General features: G+C 59.6%; 2 protein-coding genes. One reads left to right on the top strand and one right to left on the bottom strand.

Annotation, left to right across the window (positions count from 1 at the left end; genetic code table 11):
* Positions 1-262: MucR family transcriptional regulator (locus tag GEU01_RS22075; RefSeq protein ID WP_019087705.1), on the top strand; the 262-nt coding region annotated here is incomplete at its 5' end.
* Positions 263-686: 424 nt separating this feature from the next.
* Here GEU01_RS22075 and GEU01_RS22080 read toward each other — a convergent pair.
* Positions 687-1,094 carry a DUF2442 domain-containing protein gene (locus tag GEU01_RS22080; protein ID WP_019087706.1) on the bottom strand — a complete coding sequence of 136 codons (408 nt, stop codon included), beginning with the start codon at positions 1,092-1,094 and terminating at the stop codon, positions 687-689.
* Positions 1,095-1,105 lie beyond the last annotated feature (11 nt).

The raw sequence follows: 1,105 nt of genomic DNA on the forward strand, positions 1-1,105 counted from the left end.
AAAAAAAATGAAGATGCTCAAGCGCCATCTTCGTACTGTCTATGGCATGACACCCGAGCAGTATCGGGAGAAATGGGGCCTGCCGGAAAGCTACCCGATGACCGCCCCATCCTATGCAGCCCGACGTTCTGCCCTGGCACAGGAGATCGGACTGGGGCGGACCGTCAAGGAGACACCGGCCCCTTCGGAAACATCAGGAACTGGGGTGCCGGTCACACGCCTGCCAGAGAAGAAACGCGGACGCAGGCCGAAACTGGCCTGAAGGTCCAGACCGGGAGAAACGGGACATGAAGGCATGGGCCGCCAGCCTCGGCACGGATAACCCGCTCCCCCTGCCACAACCCGGGCAATAAGGGGGACGCTCTCGCACACCGCAGGAAGGTGACGCAGAGTGCAATGGTCACGACTATCCCTGATGCATTGATGGAACGACCGTTTCACGACCCTACGGCTACCCTTACGACGACCCATCGACATACCCAAGGCCGACATTGCGCCTACCCATAGGTAGCGGCTCTTCATACACCATTGCACCGTTGGTGCGGGCATGCCCAAAGGGCTTGGAAAACCCGAGCCCCTTCAGCCAAAGGGTAGACCGATACGGTCCACCCTTTCGGCAAGAATGGTCGTTGCAGCGAGCAGACGTGGCACGACAGTTCCCTACCGCCTGAAAGGCGGTGACTATCTTACGCGACGTTCCTTGGCCGACCGCCTTTAGCACCATTCCGGCGTGCCGCCGCTGCCTTTGCCTGGCTGGCGGACGATCCGCCCACGCGTCCCATCTGTGCTGCCATCCAGCTTCGGGAACCGTAGATACCGTGGATCAGACCTTCGACCAGAACATCGGCGTCGAGACGGGGCCAGTGAAGGCCATTACCCAGCGGAGTGATCTCGATCTCGGCCAGATCATTCAGGGAAGCGTCCTGCAGATCTTGTATCAGACCCACAGGCACGCTCATCTCAACACCGTTGGAGAGCGTGACGTGAAGAGCGCGGCGAGCACGGATAAACCGTGCGGAGACCGCATGAGGAATTGTCGCTCTATGAAGCGCGTCTGCTTCACGAGCGGCCTGATAGTTCATGTCATTCGCCATGTATCTTCTCC

It is taken from the genome of Komagataeibacter europaeus LMG 18890, assembly GCF_000285295.1.
Taxonomy (GTDB): domain Bacteria; phylum Pseudomonadota; class Alphaproteobacteria; order Acetobacterales; family Acetobacteraceae; genus Komagataeibacter; species Komagataeibacter europaeus.

Excerpts from the sequence above, each read along its gene's own strand:
- GEU01_RS22080 (WP_019087706.1), bottom strand. The coding sequence starts at position 1,094 with ATGGCGAATGACATGAACTATCAGGCCGCTCGTGAAGCAGACGCGCTT.